The sequence below is a fragment of the Marinomonas sp. genome (assembly GCF_965225885.1).
In the GTDB taxonomy this organism is placed as follows: Bacteria; Pseudomonadota; Gammaproteobacteria; order Pseudomonadales; family Marinomonadaceae; genus Marinomonas.
Map to the genome: position 1 here is coordinate 3016827 of NZ_OZ245329.1, position 21011 is coordinate 3037837.

The window sequence follows — 21011 nt, forward strand, 5'->3', positions numbered from 1 at the left end:
ACATGTTTAAATCATGAAGCGGTTATATAAAAACACCTTGATACGAACATTGAGAAAAAGAGCTAACTAGCTCCCATCTCAATGCCGCAGCAAGATAATCGTCTTTATATTGAAATAACCTGATGGCACGTTTTCTTAACTAACGCCGCATCATGACTGACCAACAATACAGCGCAACCCGCTTCACTGGCCAATTTAACCAACAAGACAGTCACCTCTTTGGCAGTGATTGGATCAAGCCGAGAAGTAGGCTCATCAGCGAACAAAAACACAGGATCCAACAGTAAGGCTCGTAATATAGCAAAACGCTGTAATTCACCACCAGAAACCGCTAGGCAATTGCGTTCAAGAATCCCTTGCGGCAAGCTCAAACGCGCCATTAACGGTGCAATACGAGCTTTATCGATACCGTGCAACAGCACCAAATCTTCCAACAACTGACCGAGCGACACACTAGACGAAAACGCCGACGGTGGATCTTGATACAGTTTCAGCCATTGGTGAGGCTTGGCTATCTGGTTCGAACGAACAATACTGCCAGCAGAAACCGGTAGAAGATTCAGTAATGCATCCCCAAGCGACGATTTACCGCAGCCACTGTCGCCGACAATACCAACCACTTCACCTTGCTTAATAGTAAAAGACAGCCCATCAAACAAAACTCGTCCACCTCGTTCTAACGCTAGCTTGTCAGCAACAAGAATACACTCAGCGCTGTCTTGCCTAGATGTCGGTGCCATGTCAGACCAAGCACTAGGCTCGGCGGCAATCAACTCTCGCGTGTAATCGTCTGTTGGATAATCAAGCACTTGAGTCGCCTCACCTTGCTCAACCAATCGCCCTTCTTTCATCACCAATAGCAAACCACCCAACTGACGAGCAACCGCTACGTCGTGCGTAATCGTCAGTAAGCTGCCCAAATTCGAACGAGCCTGCAGCAACTCTACAATGCCGTCCCGACGCGATACATCCAGCCCTTTGGTTGGTTCATCCGCCAAGATAACATGCGCGCCACCCGCTGTAGCGGCGGTAATAGCAAGACGTTGTGCCATACCGCCAGACAGCTCGTCAGGTCGTTTATGTCCGCTGCCTGCCAAGCCAACTTGACGTAAATCATCTTCAGCACTGGAAAGAGACTCTTGCGCACTCTTCTCTCGTACGAATTGATACACCTCTTTTACCTGATCAACCCCCTTCATTAAAGGATCTAGAGAATGCCAAGGCTCCTGTGGCAACATGACCAACTCTCGGCCCCACAAAGCCTGACGATCTTCAATCGTCATAACTTTGCCAAACACTTCCACGTCACCAGACATACTTAAATCGTCTGATAATAATCCCATAATCGCTTGTGCCAACAAGCTCTTACCAGAACCGGTCTGACCCAATATTGTGAGTGGCTCACCTTGTTTTAATTCCAAAGAAATAGGCTCTAACAGACACGTCTCACCCACATAAACCGCTACATTGGTCAATTTCAGCAATACACTCATGCTCGTTTCCCTGCCAATAAATGAAATGCAAACACCATCAAGGCAATGACCACCAGAGGCTGAGCCATCAACCATGGTGCGTCGCTGTAATACGGGAACAACTCAACTGTCATTAAGCCAAGCTCCGCCAGCGGCGGCTGAATGCCCACAGAAACAAAGCCTAACGACGCCATGGTTAAAACTGCATTCGCGCCGCCAAAGGCCGCCAGTGTAAAAACCGAGGGCGAAATAGCAGGCCAAATATGACGCTTAAACTGATACCAGCGGCCAAATCCCATCATTTCAGAAGATTGCCTTGCTGGGCTTTGAATCACGCCTTGAGTAATCGCTCGTACGACACGAAAATACTCCACCCATTGCACCAAAGAAATTGCCAAATACAGCATCAAAAAAGAACCTGGTACGATAGCCGCAAATAACAGCACCACCACCAAACCGGGTAAGGCGAGTAAAATATTCACCACAATACCTAAGGCCGCATCGATCTTTTTTCCGCCCCAAACGGCCCACACGCCAAAGGCGGTTCCCAACAAAGACGACGTCAGCATACACAAGAGACTTAACGAAAAAGACAAGCCCACCGCATGCGCCATACGCGTCAGCATACTTCGACCAAAATGATCTGTACCAAGCCAATGGGCCGCAGAAGGCGGTTCCATAATGGCATTTAAATCTTGCTGCGAAATGCTATAAGGCGAAAACACAATACCCAACAACGAGAACGTCAACAATGCCAATAAAATAAACAGGCCAACCCATTGAGATTTATTTAACTTCATTGTGTTTTCGCCCCTCTTGGATCAATCCACAAGCAGATAACATCCACCAAGGTATTCAGCAACACGAACAGAATGCCCATCACCAAGGCAGAACCTTGGATCACAGGAATATCACGAGCAAAAATTGAATGGGCCAAACCATGGCCAATTCCCGGCCACGAAAACAACGATTCGATCATCACAATCCCTTCGATCATACTGACTAATTGGATACCGAAAAATGCCACTACTGGCACCGCAATATTACGCACACCATGCTGTCGAAACGTCTGCCACGCAGATAACCCCTTCACTCTGGAAAACTGGTAAAACGCAGCCTGAAAAGTTCGCTTAGCCGAGTCTCTTACCACTCGATTAGATACCGCCGCCAAACTTAACGCCAAAGTAATAGCAGGCAACACCAAATGCGCAGGCGTACCAAAACCCGCAACCGGAAACCAATTCCAATGCAAGGCAAAAAGCAAAATAAATAACACGCCCAAGACAAACACCGGCATAGCACGGATCACACTGGACAACCCCATCAAAGCAGAATCTAAAGGATTACCACGCCATGCACTTAACAACCCCAACGGCACCGCGATCAAAACCGACAGTAGCAGTCCAACAAGGGCCAACAAAAAGGAATGGCCTAACATGTGTTCAACCGTATCTATCACAGGCAAGCCGCTCACCAAGGAATTGCCTAACTTCAATTGCAGAAGGTCCGCTAACCAATGCCAATAAGCCGTTAAAGCCCCTTGATCTAAGTTCAACTCCTCACGCACCAAAGCAGCAGCCTGAGAATCAACGTTGTCCTGACCGTAGCGACTGGCAGCAATTCGATAGGCCATATCTCCAGGCAGAGAACGCATCAAGATAAAAGTTAAGGTGCCTACACCCCAAACCACTGTCATCAATTGAAGCGCTCTTTTTAAAAGCATTGTCTTCATTATTTTATGAACTCCATGTCATTCAAAAAGTAGCTACGTTCAAAAGGATCAAAATGAAAACCTTTCACACGCTTATTAACAGAGGTTTGTTGAACATAAGAAGACACTGGGATCATTGGGCGTTCATCGAAGATGCTTTGAGCGCTACGTTGCGCAATTTTTTTGTATGTCACAGGATCAGATGTTTCTTCCAGAGTCATCAAATCCGCGCTTAATTTTTCATTATTCCAATTCATCGCCCCCCAATCGCCGCCGCCATTGGAACCAAAATCAGACAACATGACACCTAACGGATCAGCGATAAAACCATAGTTACGTGCAATCAACGCCACTTCTAACGAACCATCTTGATGACCCATTGGAATAGCACTGGAATTGGTCACTTGGACCTTAGTGTCGATACCAATGGCTTGCCATTGCGCTTGAATCGCCGTCGCCACCGTAGTTAGTTCTGGTCTATCTGCATAAGTAATAATGGTCAGATGAAACTGTTCACCGTCTCTTTCAAGCATGCCTTCGGAATTTTTCTTCCACCCCAAAGAGGCTAACAGAGATTCAGGCGTCCCCGCTTCGGCTTCTGCTTTACTGGTCACATTATTTAAGTGCCAATTAGACATAGAAGCTGGCAAGATTTGATCCGCTTCTGAGCCTGGAATACGTAAAATCCCTTTCGCAATACCTTGTCGATTAATCGCTAAGCTCAAAGCTTTGCGCGCTTTGACATCCTTCATAAAGGGATGGCCACTGTTTAGCTTCAATACGATAGTTCTTGGGATAGGGTTAGAATGAACTTCCAAGCTAGGCAAACGCTTTAAGGAAGGCAAACTGGCAGGATCCAAACCAAACACAATATCGGCTTGACCACTTCGCGCCTGCAAAACACGGCTTTCCGTACGGTGACCCGTTAAGTAACTTGCGTAAGGAATACTGGCTTTCTTACCCCAGTAATCATCAAACTTCTCTACCACTAACTTATGCGGAGGTGAAAACTGATACAGCTGGTAAGGGCCCGTTGCCGACAACGCAAGCACATCGCCGTCTTTGCCGTAAGCATCTGGAGACAAAATGCCATTGGCGTAGTTCGCCAACACCGCACCTAATAATGTGTAAGGATGAGACAGGGTAATTTTTACTTTGTTATTTCCTTCGGCACGAATGCTATCAATTGGGGCATTCTTTAACGCGCCATGTTTAGATTGTGCAATGGTCAAGCTGTTAACCACCGCATCGGCACTCATTAAGCTGCCATCATGAAAATGTACGTCATCACGCAAATCAAATGTCCAAGTTTTAGCATCCTCACTCACTTGCCAGCTTTTAGCCAAGGCAGGAAGCAGTAAACCGTTTTCATCCACATCAACCAAGGTTTCTAACACCTGCATACGACTATAGACAAAACCATTTTTTGATGGATCTAAGCTTGTAAATTCAAAAGCAGCACTGATGGACAAGGTATTGGATTGCGTTGGTTGCGCCACCGCCACATTAGAAGAAACCACAATAGACAGAAGCAATAACTGCGTCACCAAACGCAGAGGCTGAAAAAAGGTTTTCATAAAAATTAGATCCTTAATTTTTAAACAATGAGGATATTCACGACAATGCGACATCCATGAGATAAGAAATACTACTGCGAACAGTTTTGTTATGATACAACATTTTTATATTTTCAAACAAGCCCCAACCTTCCTATAAATAAGCACTTACGCGGACTTTTCTGACGTGAGTAAAGGCACAATCATGAGATTTAGAACATGAGATTTAGAACATGAGATTTAAAAAAAGTGTATTAAGCCAATCGGCCTTACAACGAATCGTATTGACCAGTTTTTTAGTTCTCGCCCTTTGGATGCTTATTATTTGGGCGGTGGCCTTACCATGAGCACATTAATTCTGGACGACGTGTGTATTTCATATGGCAGAGTACATGCCGTTTGCCATTTGACTGGGCAATTTGCAGCAGGCAGCTTAACGGCAATTGCTGGCGCGAATGGAGCAGGAAAATCCACTTTGGTGAAAGCCATCATGGGAGAACTTTCCCTCACCAATAGCCACATCAACCGAGGAAAACTAACACCACAAGATATTGCCTATCTTCCTCAAACCGCCGAAATAGACTGCCACTTTCCCTTAAACCTTGAAGACTTGGTGAGCTTAGGATCATGGCGAAAAAATGGTGCGTTTCGAGGCTTATCAAACGCTTGTTTAGAAGAGGCAAAAGACGCCTTGCAGCAAGTGGGCTTGGCTGGCATGGAAAAGCGTCAAATAGGTTCTCTTTCCTCTGGGCAATTTCAGCGAGCCTTGTTCGCACGACTGCTCTTACAAGACGCCCGAGTGGTGATTTTAGATGAGCCATTCAACGCAGTGGACGAGCAAACAACCCACGATCTACTCGCTTTAATTCTTCAGTGGAACAAAGAGGGTCGTACCGTTCTCGCCATTCTTCATGACTTAGAACAAATCGAACAACACTTTCCAAATACCTTATTGCTGGCTCGCGAAGCCGTTTATTGGGGCGACACTCGACAAGCGCTGTCAGTACAAAACAAACAACGGGCAAAAAGCTTAATTCATTACTGGGATAACCCGCAGAGCCAACCCCCTACTCCACTTAAGGAATCCGCATGATCCTTTACGAACTCGCCATTGCACCTTTCCAGGATTATGGCTTTATGCGACGTGCTCTGATTGCATCGGTTGCACTGGGTCTAAGCTCTGGTCCGATTGGCGTATTACTTATGCTGCGCCGCATGAGCCTAATTGGTGATGCTATGAGCCACGCCGTGCTTCCTGGCGCCGCCATTGGTTTTATGATTGCAGGCACGCTTTCTTTACCCATCATGGGCTTAGGTGCATTGATTGCTGGACTCACCGTGGCGATATTGTCTGGCATCGTCAGTCGCAACACTAATCTAAAAGAAGACGCTTCTTTCGCCAGTTTTTACCTTGCGTCCTTGGCATTAGGCGTTTTACTGATTTCCATTAAAGGCTCGAACATTGACTTATTGCATGTACTGTTTGGTTCTATTTTAGCCATTGACGCTGAAGCGCTATATCTCATCGGTGGCATCGCCAGCTTCTCATTAATTCTGCTTACCTTGATTTATCGTCCCTTGGTTGTCGAATGCTTTGATCCACGATTTTTACGTTCCGTCGGCGGCAAGGGCGTTCTCTACCACGGAATTTTCCTGCTGATGGTGGTACTGAACTTAGTCGCGGGATTTCAAACCCTCGGCACGTTAATGGCAGTCGGCATGATGATGCTGCCAGCGGTTATCTCTCAACTGTGGGCAAAAACCTTACCGAAAATGATCGCCATTGCCACTTTATCAGCAACTTTATCGGGCTATTTAGGCTTGATCATTTCCTTCCAACTTAATTTTGCTTCTGGACCTACCATCATACTGACGGCAACAAGCCTTTATGTCTTGTCCTTGCTGTTCGCCCCTGCTGGTATCTTCTATAAGCATTTGCGTAGAAAAACACACTCAACCCCAATGGAGATTCAACAATGAATAAAATACCTTTCGCGTTAACGCTACTTTCCACTTTAACGCTGGGCACAACCCTTGCTCATGCGTCACCGGAAAAACCTGTTCCTGTGGTTGCCAGCTTTAGTATTCTTGCCGATGTAGTAAAACAAGTGGGCGGTGATTTGGTTGATGTGACGAGTCTAATTCCAGCCAATGGTGATCCTCATGAGTTCTCACCTTCTCCGAAAGATGCAAAAGCCATCAAAAACGCTTCTGCAACTTTTATTAGCGGCGAAGGCTTAGAATCTTGGTTTACTAAAATGGTCAAAGCGTCAGGTTCTAACAAACCAGCGACGGTTGTATCGGAAGGAATCAACACGCACACCTTCGTAGAAGACGGGGAAGAAGTGACCGATCCACACGTATGGAACAGTATTCCTAACGTAATTATATGGGTAAACAATATCGAGAAAACGCTAGAAAACATTGACCCAGAATACGCGTCAACTTATCAAGACAATGCTCAAAAATACACTCAGCAACTAACCCAATTAAACAAGAAAATCCACGCTGAAATTGACACCATTCCGGTTAGTAAACGCCAAGTATTAACCAGCCATGATGCCTTTGGTTATTATGCAAAAGAATACAAGGTGAAATTCCTAGCGCCGCTTGGTTTGTCGACTGAAACAGAAGCAACCGCCGCGGATGTCGCCAGCCTTATCGACCAAATCAAACAAGAGCAGATCAAAACCTACTTCATTGAAAATTCAAATGATGCACGTCTAGTTAAACAAATTGCGAATGCAACAGGCGCAAAACCAGGCGGCGAGCTATATCCAGAATCTCTTTCTGAAACAAATGGCCCTGCTTCCTCTTACTTGAAATTGATGAATTACAACACTCACCAAATTGTTTCTGCTCTGACTAAGTAAGCAGAATAGCTAAGCAATAAATAAGTCCAGCAACAAAAAAGCCAGTCAACTTTCTGAAGTAACCTCAAAAAGTTGAACTGGCTTTTCGCTGCATTAAGACAAATTAAAGCTTATTTAAAAACGCGTTTTCTCACACCTTCTAAACGTTTCAAAATCGCATCAAGACGCTCAGGTTTTACCATGAACTCTTGGAAACCTTTCATGCCTTCCTGCGCCATGCTTGGATCCGTATCACGGTCATAGAATTGCGCCGTTCCAGAAGCCTCGTTTAACATTGCCACCCCTTTATTCAAAAAGAAGTCATCAGGCGCACTTGCTTTCTTATGAGGTGGAATTTGCAACAAAGCCGCGTTAACCAAAGTTTGGTTATCTGGACGAGCCATAAATTCTAGGAATTTACGCGCATCTACTTTGTTCGCTGCTTTCGAAGGAATATGAACGGTGTCCATTGGTGCGTCTTCCGCCATGCCTACTTTGTTGTTTATTTGTGGAAATTGGAAGAAACCCATTTTACCGTCTAGCTCTTTCGGGAAATTCGGCACGATAAAGTTACCAATCAAATACATCGCCGCTTTACCGTTATACATAAACGGCTGAGCTTCTTGCCATGAATAAGACGCATGATTTTCTAGGAAATAGCCTTTATCAACCAACTCTTTCCAATGTTCGAAAGTTTTACGAACGCGAGGATCAGTGTAAGGAATTTTGCCATCCATCAAATCGATGTGGAAATCCAAACCGTTAGTTCTCATGTTCAAATAATCAAACCAGCCAGCGGCAGTCCAAAGGTATTTGGTACCAATGGCAATCGGTGCAATATCATTAGCTTTTAGCTTCGCGTTTACCGCTAAGAATTCATCCCACGTTTTTGGCTCAGACAATCCTAATTTATCAAAGATGTCTTTGCGGTAATAAATCCCCCACTGATAATAAGTATAAGGTACGCCCCATTGTTTACCTTTAATCGTCATCGCTGAAGCGGCAGATGGCATATTGGCTTTGAGGTCTTGTTTTTTCCAGATGTCACTCACGTCTTCGAACAAGCCGCGATCAACAAAGGCTTTCATACGGTTACCCGCGTACCAGAAAACGATATCAGGAGGTGTCGTCGACAACCAATTTCGAATGGCGGTTTTATAACCTTCTTTGTCGTATAAGTTGTACTTCACTGTCACGTCAGGGTTTTCTTTCTCAAACTTCTGTACGATTTCAGTAAACGCTTTTTTCGGCGCAGGATCGGCTTGATCGGAGTTGATCACCAAAGTACCCGCGTTGGCGATAGAGACAGCACCGAGCGTCATTGCCCCTACCAATAAGGATTGTAATTTCTTCATGTAAATAAGCCCTCTTTTTCTTTTTATTAAATGGAACCAAGTTTCAGTATTGATCAATAAGTACAAAAAATCAACAAACGAAACTAAGTTCCGGTTTATTTATTTCAAATTTTATTTAGTTCTTTTTCCAGATTGCCACACCAGCGGCTTCTAGCGTTTTACTACCTAAAATCAACTCCGCGTTATCAGGCTCAAACACCACCGCTTGCGAAGCATAATTAAAGACAAATATCACATTGCCACGCTCACGAATTCGTACGCCTTCTGGCAGGTAACGAGTCTGTAGCACTGCAATATCAGCTAATTTGGCCAAGCTTGCTTTTAACAAACTACTGTCTAAGCAAGAGCCAAGGTAAAAATGTCGATCAGCGCCCATCAAGACAGGATTTCCGCCATTGTCACGTAACAAACAAGGCAACTCTGTTTTGATCTGCTCATGCCAATGCTTCAATTTACCTGCGCCCCAACGACCAGCAACAGCTGGCTGAGTATGCTCAGGCAAAGCATCAACGCGCTCTACTGTTAAAGGCAACAAGCTAGCCAATGGACCCGGCGCAAGATTTTCTGGAATCTGATAACTGTCGGTTTTACTGCCAGTTCTTGGCCCGGCAAGCAACACACCTTTGTAAGCATTCAGTCTTTCTTGCAGTTGCGGAGTAATATGCGCCTGCGCTGGAAGCACCAGTAGCTCATACATATCCAAAGACCCATCACTTGGAATGATATCCACGGAAAGGCCTATTTCACGCATGGCTTCATACACGCGATAACACCAGAATAAATAGCGGTAAGCGCGTGATTGAGGTTGAATGTCTAAGGACCAGCAAGCGTCATAATCAAACATCAAAGCCACTTTCCCTGCACTAGGCAAAGACATTAATTCTTCTGCATCCAACCCAAGTGAATCGGCTAAGACTTTTACTTCATTGGCAACCTGAGACGCTTCTTTTGCAGCTTCTGCTTCTTCTGCATCAGGGCGTAACAAACCAGCGTGCATTTGCTCTTGACCAAATGGCGCCTGTCGCCAGCGGAAATACGACACCAATTCCGCGCCATGGGAAAACGCTTCCCAGGTCCATAAACGCACAGCGCCATCGGCAGGCGTAGGATTATGAGGTGCCCAGTTTACCGGCCCCGGCTGTTGCTCCATGATCCACAAACGACCTTTGCCACAGCCACGGTATAAATCGTGATGAAAAGCGCCAAAATCAGGATGGCCAACGCGTAAATACTGATGTTTTTCTTCTGCGGTATAAATCGCTTCTTGATCCAAAAAGCCCAGCGGATAAGTATCCCAACTCGCCACATCCAGATCTTGACCCACTTTATGGTGATCAAATGCGGTAAAGAATCCCATGTAGTTATGAACCAAATCACGTCCAGCAGAATGCTCACGTAAAATATCCACTTGCAGTTTGTTAAAAGCCACCACTTGGTCTGAACAGCAACGTTGAAAGTCCAAACGATGGGAAGGGTTCGCTTCGGTTACCGTTAAATTTGGCAATTCCACTTCATCGAAAGAGCGATAATCCATGCTCCAAAACACGTTGCCCCAGGCTTTATTCAAGGCTTCAACTGTGGTGTATTTCTCTTCTAACCAAATACGAAACGCGGACAAATCCGCTTCGGCATAACTTAAAATTGTATTGTGGCAACCGTACTCATTGTCGGTCTGCCAAGAAGCCACCGCAGGATGTTGACCATAGCGTTCCGCCATTAAGGTAACGATACGACGACATTCTTCACGGTACTCGAGGCTGGCAAAAGTATAATGACGGCGTGAACCAAAATTACGCACACGGCCATGCTCGTCTTTAGCAAGCATAGAAGGATAACGATCCACCAACCACTTCGGAGGCGTTGCGGTTGGCGTACCCAAAATCACTTTCAAGCCATGAGAATGCAAAATATCCAGCGATTCATCTAACCATTCCCAATGCAATTCCCCCGGAGTCGGTTCAATTGTGCTCCAACTAAATTCTCCAATTCGTACGTATTCAATACCAATACGTTGCATATGTTGAGCGTCTTCAAGCCATCTTGTTTTTGGCCAATGCTCTGGGTAATAACACACACCTAACTTCATATTTTATGCTCCAGCAAACGGCTGACTTGGCGCACCAGCGACATCAAGATCCAATGCCGTTTTCAAATCAATAGCGATAACATGTCCAGACAAGGGCTTGTCTGCCAATTCTTCGTCAGTGGTATCCACACTGGCAGAAGTAATAAACAAGGTTTTCCCATCAACGCCGCCAAACACACAACATGTTGGTTTCGCAAACGGCAATTCAATGGTTTGCAATACTTCGCCTTCTGGGTTGTAACGCACAATACGTGACCCATTCCAATTGGCGTTCCAAATACAACCCTCTAAATCAATACAAGATCCATCCGCACCAATGCCCTCTTTTACTTCAAAAAATGGCTTTTGGCTGCGCACGTCATAAAATTCAGGATAAGGAAAAGCGTGAACCTTGCGGGTCATGGAGTCGCCAAAATAAAAGCGGCCGCGAGATTCATCCCATGCCAAGGTATTAGAAATTCCCACGTTTTCTAGCATTAAGGTTCTTTTACCTTCAGCAGTGACTTTCCATAAACGGCCCGATGAAACATTTTCTGCATCGTCCATGGTTCCGACCCAAAGATTGCCCTTCGGATCACACTTAGCGTCATTACTGCGGTTACCCGGTATATCTGTGTCTAACTCACACAAATATTCCAGTTCGCCCGTGGCTCGATCTAAATACGCCACACCGTCGGCCATAGTGACCAACAAACGCGCACTTTGTGTGGTGAATACCGCGGATACTTTTTTCGGTAAGGTCCAATGCTGATAGTCATTGGAAGCTTGATGCCAGCGCCACACCTGACAAGCGGGAATATCAACCCAATACAAAGCTTGCTCTGATTGGCTCCAAAATGGCCCTTCGGCTAATTGGTGGCGTTGAGTACTAATCTGCTGCATTATTTTTATTCTCCGAAGTGAAGTTCTTTGCTTGATGCATTGCGATAACTCACCACACCAAGCAAGAGACTTGATCATTATTTATATGCTTTCCACGCCGCCATGAATGCCTCTGCATTAGTTTTGGTCGTTTCGACGGATTGGCCTTTTTTGTACAAACCAGAGCCTAAACCAAAACCACGCGCGCCAACATCAAGATAATCGGCCACGTTATTTGGTGTCACGCCGCCCACAGGACACAACCATGCTTCAGCAGGAATAACAGCACCCAAGGCTTTTACTACATTGATAGAAGGCAAGGCTTCGGCTGGAAACAGTTTCACCGCGTCGGCACCGGCATGCAAGGCAGCAAACGCTTCGCTAGCGGTAAAAAATCCCGGCATAGTGTAAAGCCCAGCGACTTTTGCGGCTTTAATTAGCTCCACATCGGTATGTGGACAAACCATTAATTTTGCGCCTGTATCCACTAACTCGGTCAACTGAGCCATAGTCAAAACCGTACCAGCACCAATTAACGCTTGCTCGCCGTAGGCTTCTTGTAGCATGCGGATACTCGTAAACGCATCAGGCGAATTCAATGGTACTTCGATCATACGGAAACCCGCTTCAATCAACACCCGAGTATGCTCCATCACTTCATCTGATTTAATTCCACGAAGAATGGCAACCATTGGAAATTCTTGCATCAATGCATCAAAAGAATGTTTCATGTAATTACGCTCCTTTTGCCGGATTCATTTCCGACCAAGCCTGACGATTCGCCAAGCGTTTTAAGCCACGAATGCTTGCTTCGTTAGCCGCTAAAAATTCGCAAGTAAGATTCCGAGACGACAAAGCAAGCGCATAACGCTCACTCAGCGCCTCACTGCCAATCATCACAACGGGGCTGGTCTGCGCTTCTAACGCCACCATAGTTAAAGCTTCTAACGTGTCATTCACGTCATGACCAATCACCACACCAGAAAGATAATCTCGCACTTCGTCGGCAGCCAATTCACCACACACAAAACGACTACGAGCACTGAATAAATGATGCAAAATCCCGCCCGTCTGCTGACTAGCCAACACACCTTTTTTGAACGCTTCTTCGTTAAGCTGATCCGATTTAGGCAAGCCTTTTACCAAACTGGATTCATCATTTAAACGCGCAAATAACTCTCCTGTAATAGAAGTCGAAAATTGCATGACCTTGCCTTCTGTAACTTTTACCCATTTACAATGGGTTCCCGGCAAGCAAAATACCGGTGATTCATCACCACGGCCTTGTTCTTCCAACCAATCAAGCGCGCCCAGTAATTGCGTTTCTTCACCACGCATGACATCAAGCAAGCCTGCGACCCCCGTACCTCGTAAGCCAGGTACAATTGCCACCTTGTTTGGCAACGACGTCGTCAGCCAAAAAAGATGCTCAGACAAATCATCTAATTTAATCGGACATTGCTGGTAAGGCACTTCTTGCCAACCACCGCGACTGCCCACCATGCCCGCCATGTAAATGGGTAGATCCGGCGTAAGCCAATCTCCCAACAAATCAGACAAGACACTTTCAAATTCAGCCGAACCGAGTTTTAACATGCCTCGATCACTGTCGCGCTGTGCTTGAATATGACCATCCTGATTCATCAAAAAGGCACGTAAATTGGTGGTTCCCCAATCAACGGCAATAAAGCTCGCTTGGTCACCAGCAGGTTGTGAAACAGGATTTAATGAGGTCATTACAAGCGCCCTCCATCCACAACCAAGCTTTGTCCAGAAATCATGCGGCTATCATCAGCGCCTAAAAACAACACCAAATCCGCCACATCTTCAGGTTCGATTTTTTCTTTCAGCGCTTGCTGTGTCATTAATTCGGCTTCAGCTTCTGGCGTAAGCCATAAACGCTTTTGTTTTTCCGTCATCACCCAGCCGGGCAATACCGTATTAACACGAATTTTCTGACCGCCAAGCTCACGAGCCAAGCCTTTGGTTAAGCCTGAAATGCCCGCTTTTGCCGTTACATAACCCGGATATCCAGCCAGTCCCAACATCCAAGAGTTGGAACTCATATTAATAATACTACCGCCACCGGCTTCCGCCATGGCAGGCGCGACGGTTTGAGCGGCAAAGAAATGATGTTTTAAATTGACCGAGATACATTTATCAAATGCGTCTGACGTCATGTCTTGTAGCGTATGACGATGATCGTTGGCTGCGTTGTTTACCAGAATACGAATCGCACCCCATTCGGCCATACGCTCAGTAATCACTTTTTGAAGCGTGTCTATTTCAGTCAAATCAACCAAATTAAAATGCGCTTTCAAGCCTTGATCGTTTAGCTCTTTTGCAAGGTTATCACCTGCTGCTTGATCAATATCGAAAAAGCTCACCAAGCAACCTTGCTGAGCTAACGCTCGAACCAAGGCTTCACCAATACCAGACGCGCCCCCGCTCACAAGAGCGTGACGTCCAGCCAAACTAGGAAAAATCGTTTTGTTTTTATTATTTGTCATTAATGAGACTCCCTGCTCACTTTCGACCCACTGTTGCCAACAAGGAAATCCAAGTCAGCACCTTGATCGGCTTGCATTACATGGTCGATATACAACTTGGCATAACCGCGATGATAATCACTTTCTTCAGGTTGCCATGCAGCTTTACGAGTTGCCATTTCTTCATCAGAAATATGCAAATGCAAGCCACGGCCTTCCACATCAAGGGTGATTTCGTCGCCATTTTTCACCAAGGCTAATGGTCCACCAACTGTGGATTCCGGTGCAACATGCAGCACCACTGTACCAAACGCCGTGCCGCTCATACGCGCATCACTGATGCGAACCATGTCGGTAATGCCTTGTTCTAACAACTTACTTGGCAACGCCATGTTGCCCACTTCTGGCATACCCGGATAACCTTTTGGACCACAGCCTTTCAGCACCAAAATCGAATCTTTGTCGACGTCTAGCTCTGGCGTATCGATACGAGCTTTGTAATCTTCGATGTTTTCAAACACCACAGCTTTGCCTGTGTGCTGCAACAAAGCAGGCGTTGCCGCGCTCGGCTTAATAATCGCACCCTGCGGCGACAAGTTACCGCGTAACACAGCAATGCCCGCTTTCGCACGCAAAGGTTTATCAATAGGACGTATAACCTCTTCATTGAAACACTCAGCGCCTTCGGTAATCTCACCCAAGCTTGCACCACAAACCGTATTGGCAGTCATATCAAAGAGATGACTCAAACGCTGAATTAACGCTGGGAAACCGCCCGCGTAATGGAAGTCTTCCATCAAGAATCGACCGGAAGGCATCAAGTCGACAAGACAAGGAATTTCCGCACCAATGCGGTCCCAATCCTCTAGGGTCAAATCCACACCCACTCGACCCGCAATTGCCAATAAATGCACGACCGCATTGGTTGATCCACCAATGGCGGCATTGGCACGAATGGCATTTTCAAAAGCTGTCTTGGTCAAAATATCAGACGGTTTTAGATCTTCTTTCACCATCTCAACAATACGAGCGCCCGTCATATGAGCCAACGCCTGACGTCGAGCATCGACCGCTGGCAAGGTGCCGTTTTCTGGTAAAGACATACCCAAAGCTTCCACCAAACAAGACATGGTCGATGCTGTGCCCATGGTCATACAAGTTCCACGGGAACGAGACATACCAGACTCTGCACGCATAAAAGCATCAAGGCTCATTTTACCGCCGCGTACCGCTTCACTAAATTTCCAAACGTCTGTACCTGAACCTATATCTTTACCGCGATATTTACCGTTTAGCATTGGACCAGATGACACAACAATCGTCGGTAAATCCACCGAACACGCGCCCATCAATTGGGCTGGCGTGGTTTTGTCACAACCGCCCAATAACACAACACCGTCCATTCCGTAAGCACGCATGGATTCTTCTACATCCATGCTCATCAAATTACGAAATAACATGGCCGTCGGCTTCATTTGGGTTTCACCCAACGACATCACTGGAAACTCTAGTGGCACACCACCCGCTTCCCAAACGCCGCGTTTTACGTATTCGGCTAATTCACGAAGATGCGAATTACAAGGAGTTAATTCGCTCCATGAGTTACAAATACCAATAATTGGTCGGCCATCAAAGCTGTGATCTGGCAAACCTTGGTTTTTCATCCAGCTACGGTGAATAAAGCCGTCTTTGTCTAATTTGCCGTACCATTGCTGACTGCGTAATGGTTTTTTATCTTTGTTATTGTTGTCACTCATTCAATATTTCTCCGTTTCAGGTACGGCTTTAATTGCTATCAACACTAGAGATTCAGGGTCAAAAATAGGCAATGTCAGCCCAATTTGACTCAAGCTCGCACCGTTTAATATAAGGTCTTTTTTCCACCACACAGGTAAGGCTTTCATAAGATGTCCAGGCAATGGGCTGTGTTCCAGAACGTTTATTTGATAGAGCTGATCTGGCAATAAGTTTGGTAAACGAATCGGCAAGGTTTGAGCTTGCTTGGGCATTGCTAATTGACTGTAAATCGCCAACCCTTGCATTTGGTCTTGGCTCAATGCCCATTGGGTTTGCGCTCGTCCATCGGCACTTGGCAAGCGCCAGTTATTACCTTCATGCAAAACGCTTCGATACTGTTTGTAATGAGAAAGCCAATTAGCAATGGTGGCTTTCTGCTCTGCATTGGCGTCCAACAAGTTCCATTCAATACCTAAATGCCCAAGCATGGCGGTTCCCGCGCGGAACGCCACATCATGAATACGGCTCGTGGTATGGCTTTTATCTGGGCCAATGTGAGAACCCATCACTTCAGGCGGCAAGAAATAGCTAAAACCACGCTGAATAGCTTGTCGCTCTAAAGCATCGTTACAATCAGATGCCCAAAAACGCTTAGTAAAATTCAAGATACCGAAGTCCACGCGCGCACCGCCAGAAGAACAGCTTTCGATCTCCATAGCTGGAAATACTTGATTGAGCTCGCTCAATAATCGGTACAAAGCGTCTACTTGGGCGTGGGCTTGTGGCGCAATATCACCACTTGGCTGAGTGTAATCTCGGTTCATATCCCATTTCACATAATCAATAGGATATTCGGTAAACAGAGCAAACAAACGCTCGCGGATGTATTGGTAAGCTTCTGGCTTAGCCAAGTTCAACACTAACTGATTGCGCGCCAAAGCAGGCTCGTACTGGGGTAATTGCAATGCCCAATCAGGGTGAGCGCGAAATAAATCAGAATCTGGGTTGACCATTTCAGGCTCAAACCACAAACCAAACTCCATGGCTAAATCGTCTTTCACATAACGGATTAATGGCATTAAACCATCAGGGTATTTGCTTTCATCAACGAACCAGTCACCCAGCGCGGCTTTATCATTATCACGACCCCGGAACCAACCATCATCGAGGATATAACGTTCAACGCCCACTTCCGCAGCCGCTTTCGCCAGCGCTTTCAGCTTGGTCATATCGTGATCAAAGTAAAAGGCTTCCCAAGTATTCAGATGCACAGGACGAGGCTTAGTGAGTTTCAAGCGGTGACGAGCCTCTTTATGGAATTGCTGGCTCATGGCATTTAAACCAGCAGCGCTGTGTGCGGCTAATAATTCTGGCGTCGTAACAGACTCACCCTTAGGCAGAACAATCTCACCCGGCAAATACAAGACTTCAGCTTGTAAGTAACGATGACCTTCCGCGGTGTAATCCGCTTTTAATCTGTGATTTCCGCTCCACGCCAAATGCGCGCCGACCAGCTCGCCTTGTTGCTCGCCAAAGCCTTGTTCGCCAACAATCACCGCTGGAAAGTTTGCCTGAGAATTACGGCCATTACGGTTTTCTTGCAACCAGGTCGCTTGCCAATCGCTACGCTCTTGCTGAAACTCCTGGCACCAGCGGCCATAGAATCCCATTCGTTCAGTAAACTGACTGGCAACAGGCAAAGTACAAGCTAAGCGTTGTACGCTGACGTCAAACTCGCCTTGGTTGGTCAATGTTAATTGCTGACGTAAAACACCAGACGGCAACAAGCCAATATCCAGCACAACCGACAACTGAGCGACCTTGTCTTCTAAATGAATCACAAAGCCATTTTTCTGCTCATCCACAGCGACCAAAGACCAGCACGCCGCCCATGTAGGGCGATCTTCTGCACTGGCTTCGACCGCTGGCGTTTGCAACCATCCTCGACCCGCTTCAGGAATCAAGGACATCGGCGTGGGGTTATCCATCATGCCTTGCGGTATTGCCGCTTGTTGCGACAAATACACACTGGCTAAATCTGTCGTTTTGGGTAAAGCATCGCCAAAATACAACAATTCTGGTGCGCCTTGTGTCGGGCAAGCAATTACCAAAGTCTTGCTTTGATCTTTTGAGTCTTGTCGATAAAAAGACACATTTTTCACTTCAGACATGATCTATTACCCTTTTGTAGCACCCAAGGTTAAACCCGCAATAAAGTGACGCTGCATGGCGAAAAACAAAATAACCGGAGGCAAAGCCGCAACAATAGAACCGGCGGCAATCAACTGCCAAGACGCCATCCACTGACCTTTCAACGCACTGATGCCCGCAGTAATTGGACGTACTTCATCACTCTGAACTAATACCAACGCCCAGAAGTAATCGTTCCAAATAAAGGTAAAAATCAGCACCGACAAGGCCGCTAAAGCAGGACGAACCAAAGGTAAAACCACATGCCAGAAAATTTGCCATTCGCTGACGCCTTCCACACGAGCGGCCTCAATCAGTTCATCTGGCAAACCGACAATAAAGTTACGCATAAACAAGGTACAAAAGCCGGTTTGAAAAGCGATATGGAACAGAATCAAGCCCGACGCCGTGTCGTACAATCCCATGCTGATGGTCAAATCACGCACTGGAATCATCAGAATTTGAAAAGGTACAAAGTTACCCGCAATAAAAGCAGCAAACAGCGCGATGTTGCCACGAAATTTAAACTTCGCCAGTGCATAACCCGCCAAAGTAGACAAGGCCACTGCACCAAAAACCGCAGGTAAAGTGATAATTAATGAGTTGATCAAATAACGCAACATCGGTGTTTCGGTAAACACAGTGGTGTAGTTTTCGAACAACATCCATTCAGAAGGAATGCCCCAATAATTCCCCGCGTTAATATCTGCACTCGAACGTGCTGACGTTAGCATGACCGCCACGAGCGGTAACAGCCAAAGTGCAAGAGAGATCCAAACGGCAACGCGATAGCTTACGTTAAAAGGTAATGATCTTTTTTCTATAGGAGTTGGAAACATTAGGCTTTCTCACTCTTCAGCATACGCCACAAGAAATAGGCGATGTAAATATCCATAATCAAGAACAACACAGTCGCAATCGCAGCACCGTAACCGGCGCGGTAGTTAAAGATCGACTGTTCGTACATGAAGTAAGCAAGGACACTGGATGAGCCGAATGGACCACCGCTGGTCATGGTTGCGACAAGGTCGAAGCTTCGTAACGCGCCAATCACAGTGACCACCACAGCAATAAAAGTCGCAGGTCGTAACTGAGGCAAAATGACGTGGCGCAGCATTTTCCAACCATGAGCACCATCTAAACGTGCCGCTTCAATTTGATCTGGATTAAGATTATTTAAACCTGTGAGATACAAGATCATGCAATAAGCAATTTGTGGCCAAAGTCCTGCCACGATAATGCCGAAGGTTACCCAGTTTTCATCAGACAAGATCGCAATCGGTTCCATACCGAACAAGCCAATGGCCTTATTAAACAAGCCAAAAGACGGATCGTAGAACCAAGAGAAAACCAAGCCAACAACCACTTGCGAGATAACAAAAGGAAAGAAAAACATAGACTTAACTAAACGTATGCCCATGATTTTTTGATTTAGAAACAACGCAATGCCCAAACCAATTGGCGGCGCCAACATGAAGAAGACCATCCAATACAGGTTGTTTTTTAACGCTACCCAGAACTGATAATCATCAAAGAGTTCATAGTAATTACTTAAGCCTACGAAAGTCTTCTCACCGATTCCGTCCCACTCATAAAAGCTCAACCAGATACTCTGGAGAATAGGAAAGATAACGTAGACCACAAACAAAATGACTGCTGGCGCTAAGAATAAAACCGGCATCCATTGCTGTTGCTTGCTATGCAACTTCTGCATGGCGCACATACCTCTTATTTTTATAGTTTATATAATTGTCCCACTTGCTACCTGAATTCAACTTCGGATAACTCGCCTAATAAAATAATGGAATAAAGTTCCATTTTTTGCAATACTCAATTTAGAACATTTTTTCAGGCCTCTTTTTTGAGGCTAAATTAACCTTAGAAAATTATAAAAATAGAGATTAAGGAAACCTAACCATGACTGAGCAAGAAACTAAGAGCGGAGGCTCATCGTTAGACAAAGCACTTAGCCTATTGCAAGAAGTTTGCATGACGCCAGTGCCACTACGCTTTGCCGAATTGGTTGAGAAAACAGACCTACCAAAAGCAACAGCGCATCGGACTCTGACGTCGCTGACAGAGAAAGGCTTGGTTCGCTTTGATGAAGTTAGTCAGCTTTATCATCCTGGTTATGGGCTACTGGAATTGGCTCATCAAGCCTGGTCAAAAATTGATGTGCGTGACATAGCCGCGGATCAAATGAAACATTTGTGGGACGAAACCGGTGAAACTATTCACCTTGCGGTACTCGATCGTGGCGATGTTATCTACATCGACAAGCTAGAAAGCCAAAAAAGCTTGCGTTTATTTTCGGCCGTTGGCAAAAAAGGCCCAGCCTATTGCACTGGTGTCGGTAAAGCCATGATGGCGTTTCTCAGTGAAGATCAATTAGCCGCCGCCATCAAAGAACAAAGCTTTATCAAGCACACTGACACCACGCTGATTAACGAAGCAATGTTAAGAAATGATCTTATCAAGATTCGTGAAAGCAAGATTTCCTTGGATTTAGAAGAACACGAAGAAGGCATTCAATGTGCCGCATCGGTGATTTTAAACCACAGAAACGAACCCATTGCCGCGCTGAGTATTACTGCACCTAAATTTCGTGTAGACGAGGCGCGCTTCCAACACTTTCAAACATTGGTCAAAGACGCCTGTAAGAAAGTATCCACCCGAATGGGGGCTATGGCCTCTAACTAGCA

18 protein-coding genes are annotated in these 21011 nt (G+C 45.8%); 4 read left to right on the plus strand and 14 right to left on the minus strand.

Annotated features, from left to right (window positions below; translation table 11 throughout):
• Positions 1-104: 104 nt before the first annotated feature.
• From ACO05V_RS14390 to ACO05V_RS14405, 4 genes are read right to left on the minus strand one after another with little or no spacing between them, the layout of a single operon-like run.
• Complete coding sequence (locus tag ACO05V_RS14390) at positions 105-1493, minus strand: ABC transporter ATP-binding protein (protein WP_421852776.1); 1389 nt, start codon at positions 1491-1493, stop codon at positions 105-107.
• Complete coding sequence (locus ACO05V_RS14395; RefSeq protein WP_421852779.1) at positions 1490-2272, minus strand: ABC transporter permease; 783 nt, start codon at positions 2270-2272, stop codon at positions 1490-1492. The genes ACO05V_RS14390 and ACO05V_RS14395 overlap by 4 nt, the downstream gene beginning before the upstream one ends.
• Positions 2269-3204 carry an ABC transporter permease gene (locus tag ACO05V_RS14400; protein WP_421852782.1) on the minus strand — a complete coding sequence of 312 codons (936 nt, stop codon included), beginning with the start codon at positions 3202-3204 and terminating at the stop codon, positions 2269-2271. Before ACO05V_RS14400 ends, ACO05V_RS14395 begins: the two co-directional genes overlap by 4 nt.
• Entirely contained in the window at positions 3204-4760 is a 1557-nt protein-coding gene (locus ACO05V_RS14405; protein WP_421852785.1) for an ABC transporter substrate-binding protein, read from the minus strand. Before ACO05V_RS14405 ends, ACO05V_RS14400 begins: the two co-directional genes overlap by 1 nt.
• Before the next feature lie 322 nt (positions 4761-5082).
• Between ACO05V_RS14405 and ACO05V_RS14410 the strand changes: the two genes are divergently transcribed.
• From ACO05V_RS14410 to ACO05V_RS14420, 3 genes are read left to right on the plus strand one after another with little or no spacing between them, the layout of a single operon-like run.
• Positions 5083-5832: a metal ABC transporter ATP-binding protein gene (locus ACO05V_RS14410; protein WP_421852788.1), complete on the plus strand. Its 750-nt coding sequence runs from the start codon at positions 5083-5085 to the stop codon at positions 5830-5832.
• Complete coding sequence (locus ACO05V_RS14415) at positions 5829-6719, plus strand: metal ABC transporter permease (protein ID WP_421852791.1); 891 nt, start codon at positions 5829-5831, stop codon at positions 6717-6719. Before ACO05V_RS14410 ends, ACO05V_RS14415 begins: the two co-directional genes overlap by 4 nt.
• Positions 6716-7612: a metal ABC transporter solute-binding protein, Zn/Mn family gene (locus ACO05V_RS14420; RefSeq protein WP_421852794.1), complete on the plus strand. Its 897-nt coding sequence runs from the start codon at positions 6716-6718 to the stop codon at positions 7610-7612. The genes ACO05V_RS14415 and ACO05V_RS14420 overlap by 4 nt, the downstream gene beginning before the upstream one ends.
• 110 nt (positions 7613-7722) lie before the next feature.
• Here the strand turns inward: ACO05V_RS14420 and ACO05V_RS14425 are convergent, their stop codons facing one another.
• From ACO05V_RS14425 to ACO05V_RS14470, 10 genes are all read right to left on the minus strand, one after another.
• Entirely contained in the window at positions 7723-8946 is a 1224-nt protein-coding gene (locus tag ACO05V_RS14425) for an ABC transporter substrate-binding protein (RefSeq protein ID WP_421852797.1), read from the minus strand.
• 115 nt (positions 8947-9061) lie between these two features.
• Positions 9062-11032: a beta-galactosidase gene (locus ACO05V_RS14430; protein WP_421852800.1), complete on the minus strand. Its 1971-nt coding sequence runs from the start codon at positions 11030-11032 to the stop codon at positions 9062-9064.
• 3 nt (positions 11033-11035) lie between these two features.
• Positions 11036-11914 (minus strand): SMP-30/gluconolactonase/LRE family protein, encoded by an 879-nt coding sequence (locus ACO05V_RS14435; protein ID WP_421852803.1) that lies wholly within the window; start codon positions 11912-11914, stop codon positions 11036-11038.
• Between the two features lie 77 nt (positions 11915-11991).
• Positions 11992-12624 (minus strand): 2-dehydro-3-deoxy-6-phosphogalactonate aldolase, encoded by a 633-nt coding sequence (locus ACO05V_RS14440; protein ID WP_421852806.1) that lies wholly within the window; start codon positions 12622-12624, stop codon positions 11992-11994.
• A 4-nt stretch (positions 12625-12628) separates the two neighbouring features.
• Positions 12629-13630 (minus strand): 2-dehydro-3-deoxygalactonokinase, encoded by a 1002-nt coding sequence (locus ACO05V_RS14445; protein ID WP_421852809.1) that lies wholly within the window; start codon positions 13628-13630, stop codon positions 12629-12631.
• On the minus strand, positions 13630-14403 hold the full coding sequence (locus ACO05V_RS14450; protein ID WP_421852812.1) for an SDR family NAD(P)-dependent oxidoreductase: 774 nt from the start codon (positions 14401-14403) through the stop codon (positions 13630-13632). Before ACO05V_RS14450 ends, ACO05V_RS14445 begins: the two co-directional genes overlap by 1 nt.
• Complete coding sequence (locus ACO05V_RS14455) at positions 14403-16139, minus strand: IlvD/Edd family dehydratase (protein WP_421852815.1); 1737 nt, start codon at positions 16137-16139, stop codon at positions 14403-14405. The genes ACO05V_RS14450 and ACO05V_RS14455 overlap by 1 nt, the downstream gene beginning before the upstream one ends.
• Positions 16140-18290 carry an alpha-galactosidase gene (locus tag ACO05V_RS14460; protein ID WP_421852818.1) on the minus strand — a complete coding sequence of 717 codons (2151 nt, stop codon included), beginning with the start codon at positions 18288-18290 and terminating at the stop codon, positions 16140-16142.
• Between the two features lie 6 nt (positions 18291-18296).
• Positions 18297-19148, minus strand: a complete 852-nt coding sequence (locus tag ACO05V_RS14465) for a carbohydrate ABC transporter permease (RefSeq protein WP_421852820.1) — start codon at positions 19146-19148, stop codon at positions 18297-18299.
• Positions 19148-20023 carry a carbohydrate ABC transporter permease gene (locus tag ACO05V_RS14470; protein ID WP_421852823.1) on the minus strand — a complete coding sequence of 292 codons (876 nt, stop codon included), beginning with the start codon at positions 20021-20023 and terminating at the stop codon, positions 19148-19150. Before ACO05V_RS14470 ends, ACO05V_RS14465 begins: the two co-directional genes overlap by 1 nt.
• 203 nt (positions 20024-20226) lie before the next feature.
• Here ACO05V_RS14470 and ACO05V_RS14475 point away from each other — a divergent pair, with 203 nt between their 5' ends.
• On the plus strand, positions 20227-21009 hold the full coding sequence (locus ACO05V_RS14475) for an IclR family transcriptional regulator (protein WP_421852826.1): 783 nt from the start codon (positions 20227-20229) through the stop codon (positions 21007-21009).
• Positions 21010-21011: the final 2 nt, after the last annotated feature.